The following is a 231-nucleotide window of genomic DNA, read 5'->3' as shown; positions in this document are numbered from 1 at the left end:
CGCCGAACATCCCGGCAGTAACGACGAAAGTACTGGCGATAGAAGCAGCGGTATAGACAATGAATATACTGGAAAGCGTAAGACCCGTCAGCGCCGAATAAAGCATAAAGAGCATCGTCGTTACACCTGCGCTCAGCTTTTGAATCATCGCTGATAACACAATAACCAATGCTAATTGCGCGATGATCAGACCGATTAAAAAGACACGGTTAGTGAACAACAGCTCCATCA

The 231-nt window shown here is 46.3% G+C and carries 1 protein-coding gene; it reads right to left on the bottom strand.

The genetic code is table 11. The annotated features are described in order from the left end of the window. The coding region (locus HMPREF0298_RS11390) for a Bax inhibitor-1 family protein (protein ID WP_006841363.1) at positions 1-231 on the bottom strand (231 nt) is incomplete at both ends.

The sequence above is a fragment of the Corynebacterium lipophiloflavum DSM 44291 genome (assembly GCF_000159635.1).
Taxonomy (GTDB): domain Bacteria; phylum Actinomycetota; class Actinomycetes; order Mycobacteriales; family Mycobacteriaceae; genus Corynebacterium; species Corynebacterium lipophiloflavum.
The sequence above is the reverse complement of the archived record's forward strand: the minus strand, read 5'-3'. Positions and strand labels throughout refer to the sequence as shown.